Source organism: Yersinia sp. LJYL362 (genome assembly GCF_048323875.1).
This window is the reverse complement of sequence record NZ_JBLWEX010000260.1, coordinates 1-23,434: the sequence shown is the minus strand read 5'-3', so window position 1 is coordinate 23,434 and position 23,434 is coordinate 1. Positions and strand designations below refer to the sequence as shown.

The window sequence follows — 23,434 nt, the reverse complement described above, 5'->3', positions numbered from 1 at the left end:
TCCAGCGCCGGTACTTGTCCGGCCAACATGGCTTTATACAGTTCACAGGCGGTATCCTGATCCAAATCGCGGGCATGATTTTTACCGCGCCCAATCTCTTTGATAATTTTGCTGTAATCCATGGTGCAGCATTTCCCCAATCAATGTTTAGAAAATACATATTACTGAAACTTTATCATCGATAGGGATGGATATGCCCGAAATAGTTATCAGGTTAAGTGGGGGATAAAAGCTGGGGTAACAATATCACTAACGGAGTTAATAGCGGTCAGTTTGCGGGGGAAACAGGCCACTACTGAGGGTGAAGCACCGCAGTGACCTGTATATCTCTATCTATTACTCAACTCTTCCGGTGGGCTAAACAACACACGGTAGATAGCTCCACCTAATGCTCCGCCGACTAAAGGTGCTAACCAAAATACCCATAACTGCTGTAATGCAATTCCACCGGCAAAAATGGCTACCCCGGTGCTGCGGGCTGGATTAACTGAAGTGTTATCGACTGGAATGCTGATTAAGTGAATCAGTGTCAGACACAGACCGATCGCCAGTGGAGCGGCTACTGCCGGAGAACGTATATCCGTCGCCCCCATAATCACCATCACGAACCCCATAGTTAAAATCACTTCGGCAACTAATACCGCTTGTAAACTATACCCCCCCGGTGAGCGGACGCCAAAGCCGTTACTGGCGAATCCGGCAGTCACATCGAAACCGGCCTTGCCACTGGCGATTAAATACAAAATCGCCGCCCCGGCTAGCCCACCCAGTACTTGTGCAATGATATAAGGAACCAATTGCGCGCCAGAAAAACGGCCTCCGACCCATAAACCAAGCGACACCGCAGGGTTAAAATGTGCACCAGAGACATGCCCTAATGCATAAGCCATCGTGACAACAGTCAGCCCGAATGCCAACGCCACACCGAGAAATCCGATACCCGCCACCGGGAACATTGCCGCCAATACTGCACTGCCACACCCGCCTAACACCAGCCAGAAAGTGCCAATAAACTCTGCCATTAGCTGTTTCATTCTGATCTACCTCTGCCCGCCAAATATGTCGATAGCAGTTAGCATTGCCGCTAACCAATAACCAGCAATTTTCACCGGAGGTACTGCCAGGCTTGACTTGTTAGAGTCAGCTTACCAGCGGCTGATATAAGCTTAGTCACTGGATTTATGCCTATCAGAAAAGATTTCAGATCAAATGGTTTTTTTCAGAAATCATTAATTTGAGGAATGAGATTTGCCATGAAATTTAAGTAAAATCGAAATATAAGCTGGCTAATTATCAATCAGAACAATCACTCGCTCCGCTTCATAACCAAACCAGCTTCGCAACCACTATAAGGCTGTTCGTTTTCTTCGTGCTTTCTTCCCTGAGGCCTTAGCAGCCGCCTTCACCATAGGAGTCGTAACAACTTTGCCCTCCGGCATCTCGGGCTGCTCAATAGGGAAAACAGGTAACGCTGCCAACAATCGCGAACCATAACCCTTGGTTAATAAACGCCGGTCATAAATAACAATTTCGCCATGGCATTGGTTACTGCGAATCAAACGCCCAACCTGCTGAATCAAGTTGAACGAAGCGCTTGGCAAACTTTGCACCTCAAACGGATAGCGATTCAATGACTTAAGCCATTCACCTTCGGTCAGAATAACCGGGCTATCAATAGGGGGAAATGCGATTTTGTGAATATGAACCTGAGTCAATAATTCACCTTTCAAATCCAATCCTTCAGCAAAGGATTGCAAACCTATCAATACACTGGCGATGCCCTTTTTCACCCGCTTACGGTGCTCTTCTACTAGCCGATAGCGGGGTTGATCCCCCTGAACTAACAGCATCAAACGCAGATCAGTGACATGGCTGAGAAAAGTTTGCATCGCCCGGTGGCTGCTAAATAGGATCAACATGCCCTTATGCCGCCCGCTGGCGTGTTGCGCGCGGAAGAATTGCGCCATTTCAGCCAGATGTTCGGCCTCATGGGCCATTGTTGGCTCAAAGCGCATTTTGGGAATAATCAGCTTCCCTTGCTCAATATGATTAAACGGCGATGACAAGGTTTCAAATCGGTCTCCGGCCTTCTCACTCAAGCCGCTGAGTTCCTGCAAACGAGCAAAACTATTCAGTGAGCGCAACGTTGCCGACGTGACAATGACGTGTGGCACTTTACGCCACAGCATTTTATCCAATTGATCGCTAACGCGTATTCCCACACAGTGAAAATAGAGATGAGTTTGGTTCTCACGATAATCCCGGCTAATCCACTTGGAAATTGGCGCATTCGATGCTTTTTCCATGGCGGCCAAGCGCCAAAGTTTGCTCATGGCCTCCAGATAACCCAATGTCCGGCTCATTTGCAAAATGGCACGATGTAACCGCACGATATCGTGCTTACCCGTTTGTTCGCTTAAATCATTAAGAATAAACTCAGCCAAACCACGTAAAGCATCCGTCAATTTGAATAATTTGGCGCAATCTTCCGTCAAACTTCCGGGTAACTCGCCCATTTCGAAACGATGTACCGCCGGACTGCCATCGGCTGGCAGCAGTTGGCTAACTTGCTGCTCGACACTCAACATCAGCTCACGCAGTTGCTCGCAGTGGTCTTTTAAACGTTCGGGATTAGCTAAACCGGGAGGGTTTTTAGGCCGATATTGCACCATGCATTGATCTACCAATCGAACAATCATATCCAATTGCATATTGGCAAAAACGGCGGTGATTTCACCTTCAATCTCGAGTGCATCACGGGCGACATCTGGCAAATGATGGCCCTCATCCAACACCAGCAGCAGCTCTTTGGGATTGGGCAACACGGATTCAGTTTCCAGTGCTGCCATGACTAATGCATGGTTAGCGACCACAACATCAGCACTCTCAATTTCCTTGCGGGCAATAAAAAACGGGCATTCACGAAAATAATGGCAATTTCGGCCAAGACAGTTGACCTTATCGGTGCTTAATTTAGCCCACAAACTGTCACTAAGTGATTGCTGATGATGGTCGCGTAATCCGTCCCAAACATGGCTGTTCAATGACTTAGACAACGCCAGGCACGTGGCCTGCTCTTCACCATTAGCGGGAGCCAGTTCATCACCGAGAAAAAGCGATAAATCCCCTTGCCCGGAGACATCGGTGCACATCGCCGCCAGATTACGCGGACAAACATACCGCCCACGCCCAAAGGCACCGGTGAATTTGAGGTCGGGAATAATCTTCTTCAACAGCGGCAAATCTTTACTGTAAATCTGATCCTGTAACGCCACATTGGCGGTACTGACCACCAGCGGCTTACTTTCTGCTCGGCTCACAGCAATGCCGGGAATCAGATAAGACAGGGTTTTGCCGACACCGGTCGGGGCCTCAATAGCCAAATGACGGCCTGCATCGCCCGCCAGGGTTTTCGCCACTTCGGCTATCATCTGGCGCTGCGGCGCACGGGAAATAAAGTCCGGGATCTGCTGTGAAAGAGCCTTATACCACTGACTAATTTGTTCTTTTACTGCTGGGGACAACGCCATGCATATCTTATCTAAACTGAGTGTTGCCCTATTGTCCCACACCGCAGCGCTCACGTCAGCCCGAAAGGGCTATACCCGTCATACTTCAAGCTGCATGTGCGTTGGCTACGTTCGCTACTCGAATTATTTTGGGTATAGATGAAGTGCCAGTTTAGTGAAAATAAAAATGAACAATATTTACGCAATAATGCAGTTATTTATGTTTTGTCATAAATGTATCACACAGATGCGGTAAAAATTCTGCGCTGGATGAATTCAGATAGATATTGGATACAGCAAAAAAATTTTACTACTCGCGTCTTTTCAAATAAGAGAAACAGGGCAAAAATATGAAACGTAATATTCTGGCAATCCTGGTACCGGCTTTATTAGTTGCCACCACGTCACACGCAGCAGAAATCTATAATAAAGATGGTAACAAGCTTGATTTATACGGAAAAGTAAAAGCGTTGCATTACTTCTCTGATAATAATAAAAGTGATGGCGACAAATCTTACGTCCGTTTTGGTTTTAAAGGTGCGACTCAAATTACTGACCAATTGACCGGTTACGGCCAATGGGAATATAACATTGCCGCTAACTATGCTGAAAGCCAAGAAACAAAAGATAACAAAACACGTTTAGCATTTGCAGGTTTACGTTATGGGAAATTAGGCTCAATCGATTATGGCCGTAACTACGGCGTATTATATGACATTGCTGCCTGGACCGATATGTTGCCAGAATTCGGTAATGACAGCTACACCCGAACCGACAACTTTATGACTGGCCGTACGACAGGTGTTGCTACTTACCGCAACACTGATTTCTTCGGTCTGGTTGATGGCCTGAAGTTCTCCCTGCAATATCAGGGTAAGAATGGCAGTGAAACTGACAATACCAATGGTCGTGCAGATGCGACTAAACAGAATGGTGACGGCTTTGGTTTATCTTCCAGCTATGAAATTGGCGCAGGTGTTAGTGTAGGTGCGGCCTATGCCTCATCTAACCGCACCACCGCACAGAAAGAAGGTCGATTTGGTAAAGGCGATAAAGCTGATGCCTGGACAACCGGTCTGAAATATGACGATAACGGTGTTTACTTAGGTGCAACTTACGCCGAAACACGTAATATGACACCTATTTCCGGCACCGCGGTTATTAATAATGTCTCAACCAGCGTCAGTGGTTTTGCTAATAAAACACAAAACGTTGAATTAGTTGCGCAATACCTGTTTGATTTCGGATTAAAACCTTCTTTGGCTTATATTCAGTCTAAAGGGAAGGATATCGAAGGGATTGGTGATGCCGATTTAGTTAAATATGTTGATATCGGTGCTTACTATTACTTCAATAAAAATATGTCTACCTATGTTGATTATAAAATCAACCAACTCAGCAATGATAATAAACTGAAACTGAATACAGATAACGTTGTTGCGGTTGGTCTGGTCTATCAGTTCTAATCGTTATTAATACTCGTCATACTTCAAACTGCATATGCGTTGGCTGCTTTCGTTCACCCCAGTCACTTACTTATGTAAGCTCCTGGGGACTCGCTCAGTTGCCGCCTTCATGCAGCTCGAATTATTTAGAGTATGTAAGCATTACCCTCATTATTTGAATGTTTTGTGAATTTATTTTATATGCGTCATCACATTTTGCCGGGAGGTCACTCCCGGTTTTTTATTTATCAATCATCATTTATTAACAGGAACAGATAATAATCCGATGTCACGTAATGCTTCAGTTACTGCACCTTTTCGCTTCTGCTCTGCCTTGCCCACCTTATCGGAGAAATGAGCTTGCTTAATCCATTGTTGATAGCGATTTTCACCCAGCGCCTTGTCTGCCTGAACCATCAGAGGGATTAGCCGTACACCAATATGGTCAAGGCTACGATAGGGCCATTGGCTCTGTTCAATAGAAAAAGGAGCCATAAAATCAAGCGCTTTAATCAAACTGCTGCCATTCGGCGTTTGGTAATGCCACAGAGAGACTTGAACTTTATCCGCCAATAAGGCCATCAGTATACCTGCCTGTAAACTGAAATAACTGTAATGGAATGAACGTGTTCGTGCCAATTCCAACGGTTGCGAGCCATCTGCCGCTAATTGGCTATTCAGTTTAGTTTTCAGCAACTCCGCCATCTCAGCCACGACTGCTGGTTGTTGCAAATACCAAGCGATCCCCGCCACTTGTACCGCATACCAATTGCCGTGATTATTCTGCGCAGCAGCTTCTTTTTTACCTGCTGCACTGTAGCGTAACCACTGTAGATACTCTGTCATCCACTGCCGAATTTGCTTTTCATCCTGCTCAGTCCAGTGTCTGTTTTGTTGTAATATTATCAACGAATCGACAATACGAGTGGCAAAATAACGTCCATCCAAGACCCCTGTTCCGCGCCCTGCAGCGATTCCCGGCACACCCTGAGCAAAATCCAGGTTAGGATTCATACGAGTATCCGGGTCAATAAACCAGGTTCTAATAAGGCTAATGGCTTTATCCGCATATTTCTGTTCCCCGGAAAAATACCAAGCCAGCGTCAATGCCTGTACCTTCGCCGTAAAATCAGCCAAACGTACGCCATCACTGTCCTCATTTTTACTGGCAGGATTAATCTGCCCATCTTTGCGTATCCAAGGTAAGCCGTCATTTTTTTGGCTGTCTGGCCACCAATACGCACTAAGACTCAGATAATCATGCTTAGAACCACTGGGCGGAACTCTATTTTTATCCATGACACTGGGGTTAGGTTGTTTCAGCACTTTGTCCGCTTGCTGCAATAACTGACGATAAGCCTGCTGGGTTGCCACAGGTATCTGCTCTCGCTCTTTCTCGTTATTTTGCGCGATAACCCGTTGGTTATGCTGTAATGCGCTGGCAGATAAAAAAGCATATTCATGCTGTGCCGCTGTAGCAACTGGCATCATAAACAGTGCCAGCAAGACGCAATAAACACGCGTTAGATGAGTGATACCCATCCTAATCTGACTCCCCATTGGCAAACGTATTACTCCCATAAATCACTCACCTTGTCTGATAATTGTCATATAGGCCCAGTTGAGCTATCTGATTTTATGCATCATGCCTGAAGCAATTTTTGCTTTCTTGAGAAGCGTAGCTTTTGTCACTGCTTATTAACCCAGCTGTTGTTAACCATAAGAATAACCCACTGTTTTAACGAAAATTTTAGATGAAAAATTAAAACGTAAAAAAATAATAAAAACCTTTGGTAACAATCACTATTCTCATGTTTACTGATACATCTCTGTTTTACTGTTCTTTCCTATTGAATAACTATGCTGAAGCAAAATAGCCGTAATCTGTGGTTGCTGGTCGGTTCACTGTTCACCTTATACTTCGTCTGGGGTTCTACTTATCTGGTCATCCGAATCGGGGTCGAAAGCTGGCCACCGTTGATGATGGCGGGATTACGCTACCTGATTGCCGGAGTCTTACTGTTCAGCTTCCTGGCTATTCGCGGCCATGCCCTGCCCACTTTGCGCCAATGGATGGGTGCCAGCGCAATTGGTATTTTATTATTAGCGATTGGTAATGGGTTGGTCACCATTGCAGAACACCAGCATGTCCCCTCCGGTATTGCTGCCGTCATGGTCGCGACCGTTCCATTATTCACTTTGTGTTTCAGTATGTTATGGGGAATGCGTAATACTAAACTGGAATGGTCAGGCATTGCACTTGGCCTGGCCGGCATTATATTACTCAATACCGGCAGCAACCTATTAGGCAATCCACTGGGAGCAATGCTGATATTACTGGCGTCTGCCAGCTGGGCATTTGGTTCGGTCTGGAGTTCACGACTGGCGTTACCCAGTGGGCCGATGTCCGGTGCGGCACAAATGCTGGTTGCGGGCGTTGTTCTGTTGCTTGCCAGCGCATTGAGCGGCGAAGAACTCAATCAAATGCCCTCGATGGGAGGGATACTCTCACTACTGTATTTGATTGTTTTTGGTTCCATGCTGGCTATCAGTGCTTACATGTTCTTGCTGAAAAATGTCCGCCCCGCTGTTGCAACCAGCTATGCCTATGTAAATCCGGTAGTTGCAGTATTGTTAGGCATTGGTTTTGCTGGTGAAAGTCTATCTACCACGGAATGGTGCGCGTTAGCCGTCATTGTTTCTGCTGTGGTATTAGTGACGCTGGGGAAATTTCTGTTTAAATCTCGTTAATCTCTGAGAATGCAACATGGTTGTTTCATTTAGCGAACGGGCTATAATTCACGCTGTTTAGATAAAAAGTGAAAATAATTATGCTGAGAAAAGCACTCATTATCCTGATTGCGGTTATGGCTCTGAGTTCATTAGGTGGCGTTTTTCTGGCTGGGCTGAACATTTATACCCGTTCAACGACCCCACATGAAACTGAAACTACCGAGTCCAGCCCATTGTCTGATATTGGCCCTGCGGGCTTGTCCAACAACGGTCAGGAATCACCGTAAGCCCCCATCCATTCGCGGCATCGCTGCTGCAAAAAATCTGCAAGCCCCTGACCCGTTCAGACACCTGTGAGCGGTGGGGGCATAATAGATTGAAGGGTAACATTTCGCCCTGCCAGTCCGGTAACACCTGAACCAAGCTCCCTGCACGAATATCCGCTATCACATCAATAGCGGCTTTATTGGCAATCCCCAGCCCTGCCAACGCCCAACGCCGGGCAATTTCACCGTCATCACTGATATATTCGCCAGACATAGTGATTTCCGAAATATCATCTTGTTGCATGAGTCACCATTGATTATAAAGGTGGCCATTACGCTGATATAACACCGCTGATGGCCCACCAATTGTGCTGGTCATCGGGTGTGTTGGCCATCGGGGCTTCGCTATTGCAGGTATTAAAGCCGGATTACGCCCAGTGTCGCGGTTTTTTTTTCCATCTGCTTAATCACATCATAGGCTGACCTGGGCAATATGCTAAATCCTTTGATTAATAACTTGTCCTTAGCAAAAATTGCCTGCGGAGAGTTAATTGTGGCTGTGATAGCCTGACGTATCTTGATGAGCTGCTCTTTGGATGTTGCTAATGAGGTAATCAATGGCAGCCCCGGGGCAATATTGGTTTGCGCTATAATTTTTATCCCGACAACAGCTGATGGGTTATCACGTTGTAATAATGCCAAACTCACGCAATCTATCGCGGCAATATCTGCTTGCCGCTGTTGAATCATTTCAATTGAGCGATAGTGACTTCCCGATGCAACACTGCGCGAAAAGAAACGCCCATTCACCGCCAGTGGGGCAATCAAAGCACGTAAAGCATTATATCCTGACTGGGAGTCTGTGCTGTTGAATGCAACGACACGAGAGCGAAAGTCAGAAAGCTGCAGCCCTTCTTCATCTGCACGGACCACCACTAAACTGCGGTAATACTCCCCTGAGCAATAAGGTGATTGATAGCTGAATGCGCCAACCAACTGAACTTGCTGTTGTAGTAAAGTCACCAGAGGAAAACCACATGTCTGACTCAAAAGCAGTTTAGGATCACGCCAATGTTGCAATAAATCTGAGGGCCAACATAATTGTTCGGGGACTGCGGTGACGCCATGGTGGTGCAATTGCTGCAATAATAATTGCCAAAAAGGTTGCACATCTTGCCGTGGCCTAACCCCGTACATCGGCAGTGAAATCAACATTAGCACCTACTTAAGAAGAACAGTAAAAACCGAAGTATCAGTGATCTTTTGCTGCAGAAAGAGACTGCAATTCCCGCCAGCGCGATAAACGTCGACTCCAACGGGTAAAAATCATATCCGTAATAATCGCTAATAGAGCGACGACAATCGCGCCCTGGATAACATAAGCGGTATTAAAACCACTCAGCCCGATAATAATCGGCGAGCCCAGGGTTTTCGTCCCTACCGTGGAAGCAATAGCAGCAGTACCAATATTGATAATGACTGACGTTCGGATCCCCGCGACAATAACCGGTGCAGCCAACGGTAACTCCACGCGCCACAAGATCTGTCTGGCATTCATTCCTACTCCTTCAGCAACCTCACGGATATCCTTGGAAACCGACTCAATACCGGTGATAGCGCCTTGTAAAATAGGTAATAAACCATAAAGTACTAAAGCAATGATGGCAGGTTTTTCGCTAAAACCCATCACCGGCACGGCAATAGCAAGCACCGCCACAGGAGGGAATGTCTGCCCCATCGCGACAATAGTTTCGACCACCGAACGAAACTCTTTCCCCGCAGGACGCGTGACGGCAACACCGGCGCTCACGCCAATCAAAACAGCGATAATGCTGGAAATTAGCACCAGGAAAACATGGGCAACCACCAGTGACCAAAATGTGTCTTGCACATATATGGGTCTGTCGAGATCAGGGAATAACGCCGAGAAAACGCCGCCCAAGGAAGTCATACCAAAAACCAGACTTGCCAATAAGAGCAATGCCCAACAAAGAGGGTCGGTTAACCCGCACAGTAACCCTGATTTAAGCTTCTCAATCAGGTGCTTTTTCTCCCCACGAATCTTGACGACAGTCGGTTTCATCATCGCTCCATATCCGCATCCGCAATCAAATCAGCAAAGTAAAGCACCCCCAATGGTTGCCCATGTTCGTCAACAACCCGTAATTTATCGGTCTGGCGCGACACAAAGAGGGAGAGTGCTTCACGCAAGCTAGTCGTACCGAGTATGGGTTGCCCTACCATTGTTTCACCGCGTCTGACACGTTGTTCGGCCCGCCCAAGGGACAACAACTTAATCCCCAAATCACTGCGACCAAAGAAATCACGAACAAAGTCATTCGCGGGTTGAGTCAACATCTCCAGAGGTGTCCCTTGTTGAATAACGCGGCCACCATCCATCAACACTATACGATCAGCCAAACTTAAAGCTTCATCTATATCATGGGTAACCAACACAATAGTCCGACCCGATAATTGATGAATACGGGTAATTTCGAACTGCAATGCCGAACGTGTCACTGGATCTAATGCCCCAAACGGTTCGTCCATCAGCAATACTTCTGGATCGGCGGCCAAAGCTCGGGCAACACCGACCCTTTGTTGCTGCCCGCCTGATAATTGATGAGGGTAGCGGTGAAGAAATTGTGCAGGGTCCAGATGCAATAACTCAAGCAATTCAACCACCCGTTGTCGAATACGCTCCTGCGACCATTTGAGTAATTGTGGTACGGTGCCAATATTGCGCTCCACAGTCCAATGGGGAAATAACCCGATTGATTGGATGGCATAACCCATACGACGGCGTATATCTTCAGGTTTATAATTACGAATTTCTTCCCCGGCAAAATGGATTTCCCCTTCATCATGTTCAATAAGTCGGTTAATCATTTTTAGTGTGGTCGACTTACCGGAACCCGAGGTACCGATCAATACAGTAAATTCCCCTTTCGCGATTTGTAACGTTAGGTTATCTACTGCCCGTTTACCGGCAAAATATTTACTTACCTGATGGAAATGAATCATCGATGCGAAGTATCCATAAAAATAACGATGAATTTAAACAGCGAATCAACTACTACCGCCATAACTATCACGGGAATGACCCCCAACAGCACCAAATCCAATGCACTGCTGAGCAAACCTTGAAATACAATCGCGCCCAATCCCCCCGCACCAATCAACGCGGCAACAACAGCCAACCCGACAGTTTGCACTGCAATAATCCGAACTCCGGATACAATAAGTGGCATGGCAATGGGTATCTGCACCTGAAAGAACAACTGACTGCGGGTCATTCCCATTCCTCGTGCCGATTCAACAACACTGTCAGGTACAGCCTCTAATCCGGCAACTACATTACGGACTAGCGGCAATAAAGCATAAAGTACCAGTGCGACTATCGCTGGCGCTAACCCGATACCACTCACTCCATGCTCTGCCAGCCAGGGAATAGCCGCAGCCAACCCCGCCAAAGGTGCAATCAGCAGACCAAACAAAGCAATGGATGGAATAGTTTGAATAATATTTAATGTTGAGAAAATAGCGCTTTGAAAGCGAATAGAGCGAAAGCAAATCAGGCCAAGGGGAATACCCAGAAGCACTGCGGGCACTAACGTTGCGAATAGGATTTGAAGGTGTTGCCACAATGCGTCATCAAACACGTCTTGACGATTGAAGTACTCTTTCAGCAATGACAGTTGATCGAGTTGCCCAGTAGCCAACAATATGACGACAGGAAGAATCAGTAAAACATGAGCCATGCTGCGCCAGATAGGATTAACCACCGCACGAGACAAGCTATCGATAGCAATCAAAATGCTCATTCCGCTCATCAGCCAAAATCCACCGCCAAGTGATGTGCGAGCGAGGCTCTCTTCGCCACCAGCAAGTTGTGTAGCGGTTGTACCCGCCAGTAACAACAAACCGAACAACAGCACTTCGGCTACCAAGGCCGTTGACCAATACAGCACAATAGTTTGTTTAAAGAAAGCGAAGCTAGTCAGTATCAATATCGGCACTGACAACCACCAAACTGGCCCTGTTATCAACGATATTAATGAGATTCCCTGCCCTGATATCAACCGATTGGGTGCATGACTGACAAAAGAAAGCCCGCCCCCTGATACAATCATCAAAATAACCAGCGCCAACAGGACTCGGTTTTTTGCAGCCATAAAAATCCATCTCCATGACAGATAATCCTGAACGAAACCATGAATTATCCGTTTATTGGAGGGGTTATACATATTGATGCCTATAGCCCCTCCCTAATACACATGACTATCCTTTCACAAACCCTTTTTCTTTCAGGTAATTGGCCGCCACTTTCTTGGCATCCTGACCTTCAACTGCAATACGGGCATTCAGTTTTTGTAAGGTCGCACTATCAAGGGTGGCAAATACGGGATCGAGTAAAGCAGGAATATTGGGATGCGCTTTCAATGTAGCTTCGCGGATTATGGGGGTTGGCGCATAGATAGGTTGTACACCTTTGGTATCTTCCAATGTTTGCAGCCCTAATGCCGCGACAGGACCATCGGTGCCATACGCCATAGCGGCATTCACTCCCGAGGTTTGTTCGGCGGCGGCTTTAATTGTTACCGCAGTGTCACCACCCGCCAATGATAAGAGTTGATCTTGGTTCAATTTGAAGCCATAAGCGTGTTGGAAAGCAGGCAGGGCATCAGGTCTTTCAATAAATTCAGCTGAAGCCGCCAATTTGAATTTGCCACCCGCATTAATCCATTGACCTAAATCATCTAACGTTTTCAAGTTATTAGCATTAGCTAGATCTTGGCGAACAGCAATGGTCCAGGTATTGTTCGCTGGTGCGGGTGAAAGCCACACCAGCTTATTCTTCTCATAATCCAGTACTTTTACTTTTTCATACCCTGCTTTCGCATCTTTCCAGGCAGGATCTTTTTCATCAGAGAAGAAAAAAGCACCATTACCCGTGTATTCAGGGTAAATATCAATCTCACCAGCAGTTATCGCTCCACGCACCACTTTGGTGGTGCCCAACTGAGATTTATTGGTTGTTTTAATCCCGTTAGCATCAAGAACCTGCACAATAATATTGCCCAACAATGAGCCTTCAGTATCAATTTTTGAGCCTACACGGACAGTATCAGCAGCCTGTGACGCACCACCTGATACAGCCAACATTACTGTGGCTAACGCAAAAATCCGGCTACGGGTTAGGGTCTTTGCCATGCTTTACCTCTATGTGCTCAAGGGTTAATGAAAGTTCATTCGTTAATGTCGGTGAAATACCCATGTCAGCAAGGCATAAAAACCAAAACCATTAACAAATCAGCAACCATATTAGATTTAGTCGAAAATAAACTAAATAACCAATTGATATTAAATATATTATTCAAGTCAGACTAAGCTGTCAGGCCCTTCATTTCTATGTATAACAGTATGATAGCTAAGTATTTAAACGCCTTTTCATGACAAGAATGACTGCTAAGATTACACAATAAGCTGTATATAACAACAGTATAATGCAGATAAATGAAAACAATACCTACGGTTTTGCCGGTTCCCGAGACTGTCGTTTTCACTTTGATAAGTCACTTTAGACTGACTCGGTATGCCCATCTGCACTGTCAATTACAGCCGATAGCCTTTCCTCAGTTGGCGCTTTATTTTCACTATCATAAAAGGGATGAATTTCTATCTCCAAGGCTGTAAAAACAAATGCTTCAAGCCATTCATTATAGCCATTCACCACAAACTGCTCGCTGCGATGCTGATATTGAACCCGACTTTCCAGATAAATCTGGCGTAATCCATACCAAGGTAAAGCCGGCAAGTCGTGGTGAACCAGATGATAATTGAGGTTTAAAAAGAGTAGACGCCATGGCCATCCCGCCTCATTCAGGGTAGAGCGAGCTGCACTGTTTTCGGCCGCGCGATGCTCAAAAAAGGATCTGACTTTGGTCAGACTCAGCGCTGGATAGCTAACCACCAAAATATAGAAAATAGCTGAAATACCATAACCCGCCATCCAGTAAAACAATAAGCCCAGTAAACCCAAATGAATCAACCACATTGTCATGGCCGGACGATCACCGGCAATGAAAGCACGGATGGCACTGCGAATGGTGGCGACAATATCTAACCCGGGGCCCAAAATTAATCGACCGGTAAAAGTATTGCTAATACGAACTATACCCTTGAATAATATGGGAAAATGTTGCCATTGTTTTGCGGTGTAATAATAGCACTCAGGATCTTTTTCAGGATGAGTCAGATGCTCATCTTTATGGTGTTGAATATGGGAGTCACGATAAAGACCATAGGGGTACCATACTGCCAGTGGCAAAGTGCCTAACAGCTGATTTACACACCGCCAGCGAGTTGGATGACCATGAATCAGTTCATGTTGTAGCGACATATACCACGCGGTAAGTAATATTAGCAGTACGCTTCCCAGCACTGCACCTAATTGCTGCCAATAAATAACACAGGCAAACCAACCGGTATAAATAACCCCAATCAATATCCAGGTAGGCAATTCCAGCCGCCATACCCAAGAGCGAGACAATCGTTTTATCCGCTCCCGTTGTTGCTCACTAAGGTAATAAGCGGCCCCGGCTTCACGGTAATTAGATTTGGTATCAGCAGCAGGCATATTGAGGGCTCATACTTGGCATAATTCCCGCCAGTATCAGCTTAATGATCCCTGCTGCTAACTAACTTAAAATACTATGTAAATCTGAGAATGTTATAATCGCCTTTTGTTTTGATATGACCCAGGTCGAAAATCGTCGAGTGATTGCCGCCCACATCAATTTTCAACTACATTAACCCAGCGCAACTCCTCTGCTGAAGTCGCAATAGCATCAAGTACTCTGGAGACTTTCCACCCTTCTTCGAAATCCGGCCACATACGAGAATCAGCAGCAACTCCGTTAATCAAATCACGGATCTCAACCGTTTTTTGGTCGTTAAATCCAATACCATGCCCGGCACTCACACAAAATGCCGCGTAGTCGGGGTGTAATGGCCCTGTAAGTAGTGTTTTAAACCCTTGTCTGGACTGGGGTTCATCATGACGATAGAACTGCAATTCAGCCATTCGTTCTTGGGAATAACTGATCGTGCCTTTGGTTCCCGTGACCACATAGGTCAAGCCCATTTTACGGCCACAGGCAATACGTGAAGTCTCTATGGTTCCCATTGCTCCATTGGCAAAACGCACCAGTGCACTTGCCTGATCTTCATTTTCTACCGTACGTAATAATGAGGGATCTTTGGGATCAGGTCGCTGTTTAATGACCGTCTGCATATCACCACAGACCTTGGTGATATCGCCCACCAAATAATGGGCCATATTGACAATATGTGCGGCTAAATCGCCTAATGCTCCTAGCCCTGCCTGCGCCTTAGTACAGTGCCAATCCAGTGGTGTTTGCGGGTCTGCCAGATAATCTTCATTATGAGTGCCATAAAAATGCACGATATCGCCAATCTCGCCGTTGGCAATGATCTCCCGTGCTAACTGGCTAGTTGGATTCTTCATATAGTTGAACCCTACCAGCGTTTTCACTCCTTTAGCACGAGCTGCCTCGGCCATTTCTTTGGCATCTGCGGCATTAAGAGCCAGCGGTTTTTCGGAATAAACATGCTTACCATGGCTTATTGCCGCGAGAGCCATTTCTTTGTGTAAGAAATTTGGCGCACAAATATCTACGACATCAATAGCGGGGTCGCAGACCAATTCTTGCCAATTTGCAGTCGATCTGGAAAAACCAAATTCTTCAGCTCGTTTTTGAGCCAACTCAGGTGTGACCTCTGCCAGCATTTCTAATACAGGCAAACCCTTTAAAGGAAAAACAGTCGCAACCTGCGCATAAGCAATAGCATGACAGCGACCAATATAACCAGTACCAATAAGGCCAATTCGAACCTTTTGCATTCTATTCCCCCCGCTTATTTAGGATTAAGGCCCTACGAAGAGCCTCTACTTGTCAACGGTTATACGAAATTAAAATTTCATACTCAAGGTCAAATCGGAATGAAAAACCTTTTTTGCGAAGCAACTCATTTAATCTTCTCTGTGCGATGAAATTTTGCATTAACAAGTAGTAAACCAAGCCACTAAGCTCACAAAAAGAAATCATAAAAACCAACAAATGAATTATTCATTCTTTTTATGGAACAAATGAAACTATAAATTTAAAAATTGCGGAGCAATATGCATTGCTGACAACTCTGGGTTTCAATACGATGATTTCGTTATATAGTGAACACTACGATGAAGCACTCAACTAAGCGGCTTCTTTCTAATTTCGACAGGTAATTTGCTATGAATTCATCTTTTTTGGTTACACCACAATGGCTGGCAGAACATATTGATGATGCCAACATCGTTATTCTGGATGCCAGAATGTCACCGCCAGGATTAATCCCTAAAAGAGATATTCAGGCCGAGTTTGAGCAAGGGCATATTCCCGGAGCTGTTTACTTTGATATTGATGCAATTGCAGATAACAGCACCGATTTGCCTCATATGTTGCCATCTCCACAAGCATTCAGTGAGATGGTCGGCCAATTAGGGGTCAGTGAGCAGCATACCTTAGTCATTTATGATGATGGCAACCTATTTTCAGCCCCACGGGTTTGGTGGACATTGCGTATCTTCGGTGCCAAAAACGTATATCTACTGGCCGGTGGTTTTAGTGGGTGGCAACAGGCAGGTTTTGCATTAGAGAGCGGCCCAACATCCCCAACACCTCAAAGTTTCACTGCAATATTCAATCGCACCGCCGTCAAAAATGTTAATGAGGTTTTAGCCGCACTTGAAAACAATGAAATACAAATTTTAGATGCTCGCCCAGCAGGTAGATTTAAGGCTCAGGAGCCAGAACCCCGCCCCGGTCTGCACCTTGGTCGTATTCCCGGCAGTATTAATGTGCCTTGGGGGAGCATGGTTGAGAATGGCAACCTGAAATCGCCACAAGAACTGGAAACTATTTTTACTGCCCAGGGGGTGGATTTAACCAAACCCATTATTGCCAGCTGTGGCTCAGGTGTTACAGCTGCAGTAGTTGCTCTGGGATTAGCCGCGGTTAATGCACCGTCAGTGTCACTGTATGACGGTTCTTGGGCCGAATGGGGCGCTTCTGATTCACTCCCAATCGATAGCACTCAACTGCCATAAAATGACTCAAATAGCGACCAGGCTCCGGACACCGTCAAGCTCCATATTAGTGCCGTGACCTCGCTGAATAATCTTGCCGCGGGACATCACCAAATAGCGGTCCGCCAGTTCCGCGGCAAAATCATAGAATTGCTCAACCAGCAAAATAGCCATATCTCCTTGGGCGGCCAGTTTCTTGATAACTAACCCGATTTCCTTAATAACCGAGGGCTGAATGCCTTCTGTAGGTTCATCAAGAATGAGCAAACGAGGTTGGCAAGCCAGCGCTCGCCCAATAGCCAGTTGCTGCTGCTGGCCCCCGGATAGATCACCACCACGGCGCTGTTTCATTTCCTGCAAAACGGGGAAAAGTTGATAAATATGTTCTGGCACAATCTGACTTTGTGAACCGGAAAAACGGGAAAGGCCTAACAGGATATTCTCTTCTACTGTTAATCGGGGGAAAATTTCCCGCCCTTGTGGTACATAGGCAATCCCCCCTTTGACTCGCTGATGAGGTGACTGATAACGAATATCTTTCCCCTCCCAAGTGATAGTGCCGTTCTTGGCTGGTACTAGCCCCATCAGGCATTTCAGTAATGTTGTTTTACCCACACCATTACGGCCCAATAAGCAGGTTACCTCACCTATAGCGGCCTCGAATGACAAGCCGCGCAGGATATGGCTTCCACCATAATATTGATCAAGTTCATTCACTTGCAGCATATTTTCCCCTTAAATACCCAGATAACGAGATATGACAAGAAAGCGGCGCAACCACTGTGGATCAAGGCGCGATCCCCCGAAGTTTGGCCAACCCAAATGAGAGGGGAGGCAATGCAGAGTCAGAGCGGTTCAGCGCCCTAAATACACCTCGATCACCTGCTCATTGGCCTGCACCTCGGCCAATGTCCCCTCTGCTAACACTTGCCCTTGGTGCAATACAGTGACATGGTCGGCAATGGTCTCCACAAACCCCATGTCGTGCTCCACCACCATCAATGAATGCTTTCCTGCCAATTGATTAAACAGCTCAGCGGTATAAGCCGTTTCCGCATCCGTCATCCCAGCGGCTGGCTCATCCAACAACAGTAAATGTGGGTCCTGTACTAATAACATGCCGATCTCAAGAAACTGTTTCTGCCCATGAGATAACAGACCTGCAGGCCGCTGACGCATATTACTTAGGCGCAGCATAGTTAACGTTTCATCAATTTGATCTCGCTGTTCACTGTTTAACTTAGCGCGCAAACTGGCCCATACAGTTTTGGTATTTTTTTGGGCCAGTTCAAGATTTTCAAACACACTCAACGCTTCAAATACTGTCGGTTTTTGGAATTTTCGCCCAATACCCGCTTGAGCAATTTCAATCGTATTCATAACAGAGAGGTCGTGGTGTTGGTCGTACATCATCTTGCCGCTCTGCGGGCGGGTTTTACCGGTAATGACATCCATCAGCGTTGTTTTACCCGCACCGTTTGGGCCAATAATACAACGCAGTTCACCAACGCCGATTTGCAGTGAAAGGTTTCTCAAAACATGGAAACCATCAAAACTGACGTTGATATCTTCCAGAGTCAGTACCGGGTCCCGCTGCTGACGGTACTTATCCGCAGCATGCTGTAACGCTCCGGGTTCTTGAGCAATAATTTCAGGGTAAATCAGTTGTTCTGTAATTTGAAACCGACTCATTGGTCTTTCCCTCTTCTCAGTAAGCCAATAACGCCCTTAGGTAAGAACAAGGTCACCAAAATGAAGATCAATCCGAGGAAGAATTGCCAATATTCGGGCATGGCCATGGTGAACCAGCTTTTTGCACCATTGACAATACCAGCCCCCAGCACTGGGCCGATCAGCGTGCCGCGCCCACCTAACGCAACCCAAATTGCAGCTTCAATGGAGTTAGTCGGTGACATTTCACTGGGGTTGATAATGCCAACCTGCGGCACATATAGCGCACCCGCCAGAGCACACAACACGGCTGATAATGTCCAGATAAACAGCTTGAAACCTTTAGGATCATAGCCACAGAATGTTAGGCGGTTTTCAGCATCGCGTACTGCGGTCAGTATCCGGCCAAATTTGGTCCGTGCCACGGCAAACCCAAGAGCTAAACTGGCAATAAGCAGCACAAGTGTCGCCAGAAATAAGGCAATGCGCGTCGAGGTTGCTGATACCGGAAAACCCAGAATAGTTGTAAAACCGGTAAAACCATTGTTGCCACCAAAACCGGTTTCATTGCGGAAAAACAGCAGCATTCCAGCGTAGGTTAATGCCTGAGTCATAATGGAAAAGTAGACACCTTTTATTTTGGAGCGAAAAGCAAAGTAACCAAAAATAAACGCCAGTACACCGGGCACCACCACAATCAAACACAGCGCCCAAACAAAATATTGGCTGCCACTCCAAAACCATGGCAACTCAGACCATGAGAGAAAAGACATGAATGCGGGCAAACCATCACCGGCCGCTTGCCGCATGAGGTACATTCCCATGGCATACCCCCCAAGGGCAAAGAATAGGCCATGGCCGAGAGACAATAATCCGGCATATCCCCACACCAGATCCAGTGCGATGGCAACCACCGCATAACACAGAATCTTACCCACAACAGTTAAAGTATATGTCGAGATAGCCAGTGGGTTATCCGCAGGTAATAAGGCCAAAAAAGGAAGAATAATCAGTAAAATAGTGACTATACCTGCTAATGACAGACTAAGGGTTGGGGCTTTCTTCGCCAAGGTTATCGCCAAAGGTTGATTCATTAGTCACTCACCCTGCCCTTGAGGGCAAACAGACCTTGCGGTCGTTTTTGAATAAACAAAATGATCAGCACTAAAATCAATATCTTGCCTAGCACTGCGCCAATCTGCGGTTCCAGAATTTTATTCAGCATGCCCAGCCCCAAGGCGGCAACAACACTGCCGGCTAATTGCCCAACCCCGCCAAGCACCACCACCAGGAAAGAGTCGATGATATAACCCTGCCCTAATTCCGGGCCGACATTTCCAAGCTGCGATAGCGCAACGCCCCCTAAGCCGGCAATGCCAGACCCTAATCCAAAAGCCAACATATCGACTTTCCCGGTTGCTACGCCGCAACACGCCGCCATTGCACGGTTTTGTGTCACTGCTCGCACCTGCAATCCAAGGCGCGTTTTATTCAGCAATAACCAAGTGAGTAGCAAAACAATCACAACGAAAGCGATAACGGCAATCCGATTCCACGGCAGAACCAGATTCGGTAAAAGTTGTACCCCACCCGATAACCAGGCAGGGTTAGCCACTTCCAAATTTTGCGCGCCAAAAATCATCCGGACTCCCTGGATAAGCATCAAACTGATCCCCCAGGTTGCCAGCAGAGTTTCTAGTGGGCGGCCGTACAGATGCCGAATCACAGTTCGCTCTAAGGCCATACCTATACCGGCGGTAATAAAGAAAGCAACCGGCAAGGCCACCAAGGGATAGAGTGCCAACCAATGTGGAGCAAGTTGTTGAAACAGGGATTGCACCAAATAAGCGGAGTAAGCTCCCAGCATCAGCATCTCGCCATGGGCCATATTGATAACACCCAATAACCCATAAGTGATGGCTAATCCCAGCGCCGCCAACAGTAAGATAGATCCCAGCGACAACCCACTAAATACCTGCCCGATCACATCCCCTATCATCAATCGGTTTTGTACCTGCTTTAAACTGCTGACCGCCGCCGCACGGACCTGTGCATCGGGCTCAACGTTGGCATCAGTTAAGCTTTGCAGCCGTGATTGAGTCTGCGGTGAACCTGATTGCCCTAATAGTTGTACGGCATTTAGCCGTGTTTGCGGGTTGCTGTCAGTCAGTTGTAAATTAGCCAGCGCAATGCTCAGTGCTTCTTTAACTTTGCTGTCCGTTTCTAGTTTCAAACGTTGATTGAGGAGCGGTAATTGATCACTTTGCGCCTGCTGCTGTAATTCCTGTGCGGCGTTTAAACGCACAGATACATCGTCACTGACTAGTCGTTGAGCCGCCAAAGCATTGGCAATCAGAATACGTAGCCGGTTGTTGAGCCAGATTTTCTTGGGTACGCCGGTGGGTTGTAATTGACCTTCCAGAGGAGTGAAAACCTGATGATTCTGGACAAAAGCCTGCCCGGCACCATCAATCACTAAACTTTCTTGCCTCAGTGCTTGCAGTAATGGCAACCTGCTCGCATCCGGTTCTGTCGCCCATTGTTGCAACATCGTGGCTTGTTGTGAACGATTAGCCGCAGCAAAATCATGAGCGGGCCCTGCCGTTGCGAACGCTGACACCCCCCATAACAGGCACAGCATCGCCCTAAGCAAATCATTGGCCGTTCTACCCCAAATAGGAATTAACGATTTCATAGGCCCACTCATCACGGATATGTGGCAAAAAGAAGCCGGAGACAGCAACATCTGACTGACTCCGAAGAATCACCGCTACTGGGTACTTTTCACTGGATGGTCCGGTTTTTTGTCATTTCCGGCGATAAATGGGCTCCACGGCTGAGCGCGGATAGGGGCATCCGTCTGCCACACCACATTGAACTGCCCATCCGCTTCGATTTCGCCAATCATCACAGGCTTATGTAAATGGTGATTAGTCTTATCCATGGTTAAGGTAAAACCGGATGGTGCCGGATAAGTTTGCCCAGCCATTGCCGCGCGCACTTTATCCACATCGGTTGATTTGGCTTTCTCCACCGCCTGCGCCCACATATGCATGCCAACCCAGGTGGCTTCCATCGGATCATTAGTCACTGCGGTATCAGCATTCGGTAACTTGTGAGCTTTGGCATAAGCTTTCCATTGCCCGACAAACTTTTTGTTAGTCGGATTATCTACCGATTGGAAGTAGTTCCACGCCGCGAGATTACCCACGAGTGGTTTAGTATCAATACCCCGAAGTTCTTCTTCACCCACGGAGAAAGCAATGACAGGAACATCAGTGGCTTTAATGCCCTGATTGGCAAGTTCTTTGTAGAAAGGAACATTCGAATCACCATTGATGGTAGAGATAACCGCAGTTTTGCCATCAGCTGAGAATTTTTTAATATTGCTCACGATCGTTTGGTAATCGCTATAGCCGAACGGGGTATAAACCTCGTCAATGTCTTTATCCTGAATACCTTTACTGTGCAGGAACGCCCGCAAAATTTTATTGGTTGTTCGCGGATAAACATAATCAGTACCTAATAGAATAAAGCGCTTCGCCGCCCCCCCATCCGCACTCAATAAATATTCCACGGCGGGGATAGCTTGCTGGTTTGGTGCAGCACCGGTGTAGAAAACGTTCGGTGACATCTCCTCACCTTCATACTGTACTGGGTAAAACAGTAAGCCATTGAGCTCTTCAAATACCGGCAAAACTGATTTACGAGAAACCGAAGTCCAGGCACCGAAAACAACCGCGACTTTATCTTGTGTTAATAATTGCCTTGCTTTTTCGGCAAATAACGGCCAGTTAGATGCAGGGTCAACAATAACTGGTTCAAGTTGTTTACCTAATACTCCACCGTGAGCATTGATATCATCAATACTCATTAACGCCATATCTTTCAGAGGAGTTTCAGAAATAGCCATCGTGCCGGACAACGAGTGCAAAATACCCACTTTAATAGTATCAGCGGCCAGTGTGCCAAAAGCCACACCCAGGCTGACAACCGAAGCTGAAAGTGCAAAAACCTTAATTAAGTGACGATATTGCATAGCATTAACCTCTGGTCGTTGAGTAAAACAAACAAGATTGAATGACTCTGCGCAATCGCCATGCCAGTTTTATATCTTAATAATTTAATTGAATATTTTAAGTATTTCGGCCAGATAGCCTGATATATAATCTCATTATCTGCACCATTAATGCGCAACAGACGAACACATATAGTGCAACACGAGGAGAAAAGCGATAGGGGAAATCTAACTGAGATGGGCTTATTTAAAATAGAGTAATGTTATCGCGTAAATTATCGAAAAACAGGAATAGCAAATTGCCACTCCTGTTATTTTCCAGGTAATCAATATCCGATTTTTATATCGATATGATTATTTCTATTTTTTAGGACCGCGGATACGTAATGTCAAACCCTTAAGGAAATAGCGCAATACCTGATCACCACATGGGCGGAAGTTTTTGCTGCCTTCTTTACGGAACAATGCATTTAACTCCGGTTTGGAGACGGGGAATTCGACCGCGTTGAAAACGTCATGCATATCGGTGTCTTTCAATTCAAACGCCACACGCAGTTTTTTTAGCACGATATTGTTAGTGATAACTGGCTCTACCGCAGGTGCCGGGAACTTGTCATCTTTACCGCGCCTAAAGAAAATCA

Annotated in this window: 21 protein-coding genes and 1 pseudogene; 4 read left to right on the top strand and 18 right to left on the bottom strand. The window is 46.4% G+C overall.

Going from position 1 to position 23,434, the window contains the following annotated elements:
• The 3 genes and pseudogenes from ACNSO8_RS15725 to dinG form a co-directional block, all read right to left on the bottom strand.
• A pseudogene (locus tag ACNSO8_RS15725) lies at nucleotides 1-122 on the bottom strand (DNA-binding protein YbiB); the annotation flags it as partial.
• Between the two features lie 207 nt (nucleotides 123-329).
• Nucleotides 330-1,034 carry an aquaporin Z gene (gene aqpZ / locus ACNSO8_RS15720; RefSeq protein WP_418395175.1) on the bottom strand — a complete coding sequence of 235 codons (705 nt, stop codon included), beginning with the start codon at nucleotides 1,032-1,034 and terminating at the stop codon, nucleotides 330-332.
• Between the two features lie 312 nt (nucleotides 1,035-1,346).
• Nucleotides 1,347-3,530 (bottom strand): ATP-dependent DNA helicase DinG, encoded by a 2,184-nt coding sequence (gene dinG, locus ACNSO8_RS15715; protein ID WP_418395174.1) that lies wholly within the window; start codon nucleotides 3,528-3,530, stop codon nucleotides 1,347-1,349.
• A gap of 329 nt (nucleotides 3,531-3,859) precedes the next feature.
• Between dinG and ompF2 the strand changes: the two genes are divergently transcribed.
• Nucleotides 3,860-4,975 carry a porin OmpF2 gene (ompF2, locus tag ACNSO8_RS15710; RefSeq protein WP_418395173.1) on the top strand — a complete coding sequence of 372 codons (1,116 nt, stop codon included), beginning with the start codon at nucleotides 3,860-3,862 and terminating at the stop codon, nucleotides 4,973-4,975.
• A 234-nt stretch (nucleotides 4,976-5,209) separates the two neighbouring features.
• On the opposite strand, the gene ACNSO8_RS15705 is transcribed toward ompF2, so the two are convergent.
• A complete protein-coding gene (locus tag ACNSO8_RS15705; RefSeq protein ID WP_418395172.1) occupies nucleotides 5,210-6,535 on the bottom strand; it encodes an alginate lyase family protein in 1,326 nt (441 codons plus the stop codon).
• Between the two features lie 279 nt (nucleotides 6,536-6,814).
• On the opposite strand from ACNSO8_RS15705, the gene yedA reads away from it, so the two are divergent.
• Both yedA and ACNSO8_RS15695 read left to right on the top strand, forming a co-directional pair.
• Nucleotides 6,815-7,705 carry a drug/metabolite exporter YedA gene (yedA, locus tag ACNSO8_RS15700; protein ID WP_418395171.1) on the top strand — a complete coding sequence of 297 codons (891 nt, stop codon included), beginning with the start codon at nucleotides 6,815-6,817 and terminating at the stop codon, nucleotides 7,703-7,705.
• A gap of 80 nt (nucleotides 7,706-7,785) precedes the next feature.
• Nucleotides 7,786-7,974 carry a hypothetical protein gene (locus tag ACNSO8_RS15695; protein WP_025377722.1) on the top strand — a complete coding sequence of 63 codons (189 nt, stop codon included), beginning with the start codon at nucleotides 7,786-7,788 and terminating at the stop codon, nucleotides 7,972-7,974.
• Here ACNSO8_RS15695 and ACNSO8_RS15690 read toward each other — a convergent pair.
• The 8 genes from ACNSO8_RS15690 to ACNSO8_RS15655 all read right to left on the bottom strand — a co-directional run bounded on the left by ACNSO8_RS15690 (nucleotide 7,904) and on the right by ACNSO8_RS15655 (nucleotide 15,880).
• Nucleotides 7,904-8,257, bottom strand: a complete 354-nt coding sequence (locus ACNSO8_RS15690; RefSeq protein ID WP_418395170.1) for a LysR substrate-binding domain-containing protein — start codon at nucleotides 8,255-8,257, stop codon at nucleotides 7,904-7,906. The genes ACNSO8_RS15695 and ACNSO8_RS15690 overlap by 71 nt on opposite strands.
• 113 nt (nucleotides 8,258-8,370) lie before the next feature.
• Complete coding sequence (locus ACNSO8_RS15685) at nucleotides 8,371-9,150, bottom strand: phosphate/phosphite/phosphonate ABC transporter substrate-binding protein (protein WP_418395177.1); 780 nt, start codon at nucleotides 9,148-9,150, stop codon at nucleotides 8,371-8,373.
• Between the two features lie 55 nt (nucleotides 9,151-9,205).
• Nucleotides 9,206-9,904, bottom strand: a complete 699-nt coding sequence (locus ACNSO8_RS15680; protein ID WP_418395176.1) for an ABC transporter permease — start codon at nucleotides 9,902-9,904, stop codon at nucleotides 9,206-9,208.
• A 131-nt stretch (nucleotides 9,905-10,035) separates the two neighbouring features.
• Nucleotides 10,036-10,977: an ABC transporter ATP-binding protein gene (locus ACNSO8_RS15675; RefSeq protein ID WP_418395169.1), complete on the bottom strand. Its 942-nt coding sequence runs from the start codon at nucleotides 10,975-10,977 to the stop codon at nucleotides 10,036-10,038.
• Nucleotides 10,974-12,128 (bottom strand): ABC transporter permease, encoded by a 1,155-nt coding sequence (locus ACNSO8_RS15670; protein WP_418395168.1) that lies wholly within the window; start codon nucleotides 12,126-12,128, stop codon nucleotides 10,974-10,976. The genes ACNSO8_RS15675 and ACNSO8_RS15670 overlap by 4 nt, the downstream gene beginning before the upstream one ends.
• Nucleotides 12,129-12,234: 106 nt before the next feature.
• Complete coding sequence (locus ACNSO8_RS15665; RefSeq protein WP_418395167.1) at nucleotides 12,235-13,167, bottom strand: ABC transporter substrate-binding protein; 933 nt, start codon at nucleotides 13,165-13,167, stop codon at nucleotides 12,235-12,237.
• Nucleotides 13,168-13,534: 367 nt separating this feature from the next.
• Nucleotides 13,535-14,593, bottom strand: coding sequence for a fatty acid desaturase (locus ACNSO8_RS15660; protein WP_418395166.1), 1,059 nt, complete (start codon nucleotides 14,591-14,593; stop codon nucleotides 13,535-13,537).
• Nucleotides 14,594-14,749: 156 nt separating this feature from the next.
• Nucleotides 14,750-15,880 (bottom strand): Gfo/Idh/MocA family protein, encoded by a 1,131-nt coding sequence (locus ACNSO8_RS15655; RefSeq protein ID WP_418395165.1) that lies wholly within the window; start codon nucleotides 15,878-15,880, stop codon nucleotides 14,750-14,752.
• Nucleotides 15,881-16,270: 390 nt separating this feature from the next.
• On the opposite strand from ACNSO8_RS15655, the gene sseA reads away from it, so the two are divergent.
• Nucleotides 16,271-17,125: a 3-mercaptopyruvate sulfurtransferase gene (gene sseA, locus ACNSO8_RS15650; RefSeq protein ID WP_418395164.1), complete on the top strand. Its 855-nt coding sequence runs from the start codon at nucleotides 16,271-16,273 to the stop codon at nucleotides 17,123-17,125.
• 6 nt (nucleotides 17,126-17,131) lie between these two features.
• Here sseA and urtE read toward each other — a convergent pair whose 3' ends face one another.
• From urtE to ACNSO8_RS15620, 6 genes are all read right to left on the bottom strand, one after another.
• Nucleotides 17,132-17,830: an urea ABC transporter ATP-binding subunit UrtE gene (gene urtE, locus ACNSO8_RS15645; RefSeq protein ID WP_418395163.1), complete on the bottom strand. Its 699-nt coding sequence runs from the start codon at nucleotides 17,828-17,830 to the stop codon at nucleotides 17,132-17,134.
• A gap of 129 nt (nucleotides 17,831-17,959) precedes the next feature.
• Nucleotides 17,960-18,796 carry an urea ABC transporter ATP-binding protein UrtD gene (gene urtD, locus ACNSO8_RS15640; protein ID WP_418395162.1) on the bottom strand — a complete coding sequence of 279 codons (837 nt, stop codon included), beginning with the start codon at nucleotides 18,794-18,796 and terminating at the stop codon, nucleotides 17,960-17,962.
• Nucleotides 18,793-19,869 carry an urea ABC transporter permease subunit UrtC gene (urtC, locus tag ACNSO8_RS15635; protein ID WP_418395161.1) on the bottom strand — a complete coding sequence of 359 codons (1,077 nt, stop codon included), beginning with the start codon at nucleotides 19,867-19,869 and terminating at the stop codon, nucleotides 18,793-18,795. The genes urtD and urtC overlap by 4 nt, the downstream gene beginning before the upstream one ends.
• Complete coding sequence (gene urtB, locus ACNSO8_RS15630) at nucleotides 19,869-21,470, bottom strand: urea ABC transporter permease subunit UrtB (protein ID WP_418395160.1); 1,602 nt, start codon at nucleotides 21,468-21,470, stop codon at nucleotides 19,869-19,871. The genes urtC and urtB overlap by 1 nt, the downstream gene beginning before the upstream one ends.
• 75 nt (nucleotides 21,471-21,545) lie before the next feature.
• A complete protein-coding gene (gene urtA / locus ACNSO8_RS15625; protein WP_418395159.1) occupies nucleotides 21,546-22,814 on the bottom strand; it encodes an urea ABC transporter substrate-binding protein in 1,269 nt (422 codons plus the stop codon).
• 339 nt (nucleotides 22,815-23,153) lie between these two features.
• A partial coding sequence (locus tag ACNSO8_RS15620; protein WP_418395158.1) for a DUF1456 family protein occupies nucleotides 23,154-23,434 on the bottom strand: 281 nt, incomplete at its 5' end.